Source organism: Kocuria sp., assembly GCF_030536815.1.
Taxonomy (GTDB): Bacteria; Actinomycetota; Actinomycetes; order Actinomycetales; family Micrococcaceae; genus Kocuria; species Kocuria gwangalliensis.
Map to the genome: position 1 here is coordinate 1 of NZ_JAUNPE010000080.1, position 4,172 is coordinate 4,172.

Consider the following 4,172-nt stretch of genomic DNA (forward strand, 5'->3'; position numbering starts at 1 on the left):
ATGTCGGCCGCTGACGCCCAGCTTGGCGATGGCAGCGGACACGTAGTTCCTGACCGTGCCCGGGGCCAGGTGCAGCTCCGCAGCGGTGCGCGCAAGGGTGTCGTGTTCCGTGGTCGCACGGAGCACGTCGAGCTCCCGTCCGGTGAGCGGGCAGTCCGTGCCGGTGAGTGCGCTGGCGGCAATTTCCGGGTCCACGTAGCGTGCACCGCTGACCACGGCACGGATGACTTCGGCCAGTTTCTCCGAAGGGGTCGATTTGGGTACGAAGCCCTTGACGCCGGCTGCCAGGGCACGCCGGAGGACTCCTGGGCGAGCGTGGCGAGTCACCATGACTATGTGGGTGTCGATTTCCCGGAGGATGTTTGAGGCCGTTTCCACACCATCGGTGGGTCTCCAAACCCAGCGAGGGCCTCACCCCGAGACGGGATGAGGCCCTCGCTTTCCTCACGTTGGTCGTCAGTTCCTGTCGTTGATTCCGGGCACCACAGCGCCGGTCGGCAAAGCCTTCTCTGCATATCCGCGGTACACAGGTTCCCAGTCCAGGGGCGTGGTCATCGTGTCACCGGTGAGCACACTCTGCATGGCGTGTAGGCACACGTGCCACCCGGCGGCATTACGGGCCGCGGTGTTCTCCGCCTCAAGAAACTCTATGAACGTGAGTTTGCTGCCCTCCCCGCTCGGCTCGACGGAAATATCGATTTCGGAGTCTCCCCAGGTGAACGACCAATGGCGTTCCGGTTCCCAATTCGTCACCGTACCGGTGCTGGACTCCATGTGCGGGTCACCGGTGAATACGATGCCGCCGCCCTGATGCGCATTGAGTTGCACTCTGGAGGGGAACCAACGACTCATGGCGGGTGCTGTGGCCACGGTCGTCCACAGCTGGGACGGAGCCACCGGATACTCGCGTTCGAAAACAATCGCCGGGCGGTCGTCGATCACCTCGTAGGTACCGTCGAAATTTTGCGCTTCGCTGTTCATCACGGTTCGGACTCCTCGGGCTGGGGGCCTCGTGCTCGGCGCGGACGAGCGCGCCATGATGCACCCATTCAATCCGGCGGTGCGTCTTCCCACAACCACCGAGGGGATTAATGGACGACGGCGCCGCACGAGCATTGCCCGCGCGGCGCCGTCGTCGCTCGGAGAGCTCACAGATCCCTCAGGCCGAGACGGGGGAGTCCTCCGGGGCCTTCAGGTCGTGACGGCGGTTCTTGAGGATGCGATCCATGATGGTCGCGATGGCGCCGTCACCGGTGACGTTGCACGCGGTGCCGAACGAGTCGATCGCGATGTACGTGGCGATCATGAGGCCCACGGCCGTCTCGTCGAACCCGAGCGCGGACTGCAGAATGCCCACCGCGGCCATGATGGCACCGCCGGGCACACCGGGAGCGGCCACCATGGTGATGCCCAGAAGGAAAATGAAGCCCACGTACTGCCACGAGTTGATGGGCGTGCCCGTGATCGTCATGATCGCCAACGAGAACAGGACGATTTTCATGGTTGAACCGGATAGATGGATCGTGGCACACAGGGGAATGGTGAACCCGGCCACGCGATCGTCCACACCGTTACGAGCCGCGCACTTGAGCGTCACCGGAATGGTCGCGGCGGAGGAGGACGTACCGAGTGCGGTGGCGTACGCCGGGAGCATGTTCTTGAGCAGCACGAACGGATTGCGTTTGGCAATGATTCCGGCCACCACGTACTGAATGATCAGGATGACCACGGTCATGATGAACGCCAGGACCACGATGCGGATGAACGTGGAAATGATGGTGGTGATCTGGCCGTTCATGGTGATGCTCATGAACATGCCAAAGATGTAAATGGGCAGCAGCGGGATAATGATTTTTTCCACGATCATCATGATGATGATGCGCAGCTCGTCGAACCCCTTGTGCAGCGAGTTGCCCTTGACCATGGTGATCCCGACACCCAGGCAGAAGGAGAGCACCAGGGCGGTCATCACGTCGAAGACCGGAGGCATGGTGATCTCGAAGAACCCGGACAGCGCATGATCTTCGGGGTTTTCCAGGGAACCGACTGAGCCCCGATCACCCAACAACCACGGGTAGCTGGCCTTGGCCACCAAAAACGTCAGGAGGCCGGCAAAGACAGTGGATCCGTAGGCGATTCCCGCGGTCACGGCCAGCCACTTGCCCGCGCCGCGCCCGAGGTCCGCAATGGCCGGGGTCACCAGCGCCACGATCAGTACGGGAATCAGGAATCCCAGGAACTGGCTGAAAATGCCATTGAAGGTGAGGAACAATCGCGCGACACCCTCTGGGAAGAACATCCCACAGACGATGCCCAGCACAATGGCCACCAGTACCCGCAGCAGCAGGTTTTTGGACAGAGAACGAAGACTCATGATTCAAAATCTCTCGGGACAAGGAGGGGCAATGGGTTATCGACACGTTCTCACGATTGTGACCGTCTCGAAGTAGCTGGCACCGTCCGTTACACAGGGCGGTGACCAAGCTGACCCACGGTCGAGGGGGCGCCGACCGCGTCCCCTTTGTAGAATGCAATGAAGACTACCGCGACACATCCTGTCGCTTCCACGCGTTTGGGCCGCAGGCCCCACAAGGAGATCCCTTTGACCGATTCCGAACAGTACGGTTCCCGCGACAATTCCGAGCGTTCCGGCGGAGACCGGCGCCGCGCCTCGGGTGGGTCCGGTGGCTGGAACAACCGCGGGGGTCGCTCCTGGCAGGACCGCGGCGACTCCCGGGATCGTCGAGACGATCGCCATGGAGGGGGCCGCAGCGAGCGCGCTGAAGGCGCTCGCGGAGGAGACCGTCGCGAGGATCGCGGTCGGGAGAACGGGGGCGGCGAAGACCGCCGCGAACCCCGCCGGTGGGATGACCGCCCGCGTAATGATCGCTCGGACGGCCGTTCCGGTGACCGCAAGGGCCCTAGCCGTCAGTTCGACCGCTTCCAGGACCGCAAGGACGGCCACCGTTCGGAGCGCCGCAGCGGTGACTGGGAACGCAAGCGTGAGACCGGCAACCGCAGCCGCACCTGGGACGACCGTGGTGGTTCGCAAGATCGCCGCGAGGACCGCCGGGACGACCGCGGCGCAGACCGCCGTGATGATCGTCGCCCCGTCGATGGTCGCCGTGATGATCGAGGTGGAGACCGCAGAGACTACCGCCGGGACGACCGCCGCAACGATCGTGGCGGCCGTTCAGACGGCCGTCCAGACGGTCGTAAGGATTTCCGCCGGGATGACCGTTCCGGCGGGCGCCGCGATGACCGACGTCGTGACGATCGGCGGCGGGACAACTTTGGTGGCGATGATCGCCGCAGGGATGCGGACCGCGAAGAGCGGATGACCCGTCGGGACCTCAATGACCTGGACAAACCGCGGTTCATCGCACCTGATATTGACGAGGACGTCACGGGTCGCGAGATCGACAAGCCCACGCGTCGTCAGCTGGAGGCACTCGAACCGCGCAATGCGGAGCGAGTGGCTCAGCACCTGGTCATGGCCGCGCGCTATTTGGAGGTCGATCCGGAGTTCGCGCTCGAACACGCCAATGCCGCGGTGCGCAAGGCCGGCCGCATTGCCGCGGTCCGCGAAGCCACGGGAGTGGCGGCCTACGCCGCCGAGGACTACGCGCTGGCACTGAAGGAATTGCGCACCCATCGCCGCATTTCCGGTTCGGAAGAACATCTGCCGCTGATGGTGGATTGCCAGCGGGCGCTGGGCAAGGTCGATAAAGCCCTCGAAGAGGCCCAATCGGCCGCGGCGGAGAAACTGGACGCCACCGGCAAGGTGGAACTGGCCATGGTTGTATCCGGGATCCACGCGGATGTCGGTAACAGCCAGGCCGCACTGGAAGCCCTGCAGATCCCGCAGCTCGACAAGAACCGCGGCTTCTCCTACAGCCCGCGCCTGTTCCGTGCGTACGCGCAGGCCCTGCGCGGCGTGGGTCGCGACAAGGAATCGTTGAGTTGGGAACGCCAAGCCATCGTGGCCGAGGCCGCGCTCGGACTGGGCCAGTTCTCCGAACCGGAGATCGTGGACCTCGGTGACGACATCGATCTCGACGCCGCCAGGGAAACCGTCCGTGAGGCCGGAGAACGCCACAGCGAGAACGCCGCCGATTCCGCCGACTCGTCCGAAACCTCTGAATCACCGGAGACCACCGATGCAGCGGACG

General features: G+C 64.0%; 4 protein-coding genes and 1 pseudogene. 2 read left to right on the forward strand and 3 right to left on the reverse strand.

What is annotated here, in order from left to right; genetic code table 11:
• The 3 genes and pseudogenes from Q4E95_RS08450 to Q4E95_RS08460 form a co-directional block, all read right to left on the reverse strand.
• A pseudogene (locus tag Q4E95_RS08450) lies at nucleotides 1-384 on the reverse strand (LuxR C-terminal-related transcriptional regulator); the annotation flags it as partial.
• Nucleotides 385-456: 72 nt separating this feature from the next.
• Nucleotides 457-981, reverse strand: a complete 525-nt coding sequence (locus Q4E95_RS08455) for an SRPBCC domain-containing protein (RefSeq protein ID WP_303382894.1) — start codon at nucleotides 979-981, stop codon at nucleotides 457-459.
• 178 nt (nucleotides 982-1,159) lie between these two features.
• Nucleotides 1,160-2,374, reverse strand: a complete 1,215-nt coding sequence (locus Q4E95_RS08460) for a dicarboxylate/amino acid:cation symporter (RefSeq protein WP_303382885.1) — start codon at nucleotides 2,372-2,374, stop codon at nucleotides 1,160-1,162.
• 310 nt (nucleotides 2,375-2,684) lie between these two features.
• Here Q4E95_RS08460 and Q4E95_RS08465 point away from each other — a divergent pair, with 310 nt between their 5' ends.
• Together Q4E95_RS08465 and Q4E95_RS08470 are read left to right on the forward strand one after the other, a co-directional pair.
• Nucleotides 2,685-3,341, forward strand: a complete 657-nt coding sequence (locus Q4E95_RS08465) for a hypothetical protein (RefSeq protein ID WP_303382886.1) — start codon at nucleotides 2,685-2,687, stop codon at nucleotides 3,339-3,341.
• Nucleotides 3,338-4,172: hypothetical protein (locus tag Q4E95_RS08470; RefSeq protein ID WP_303382887.1), on the forward strand; the 835-nt coding region annotated here is incomplete at its 3' end. The genes Q4E95_RS08465 and Q4E95_RS08470, both read left to right, overlap by 4 nt.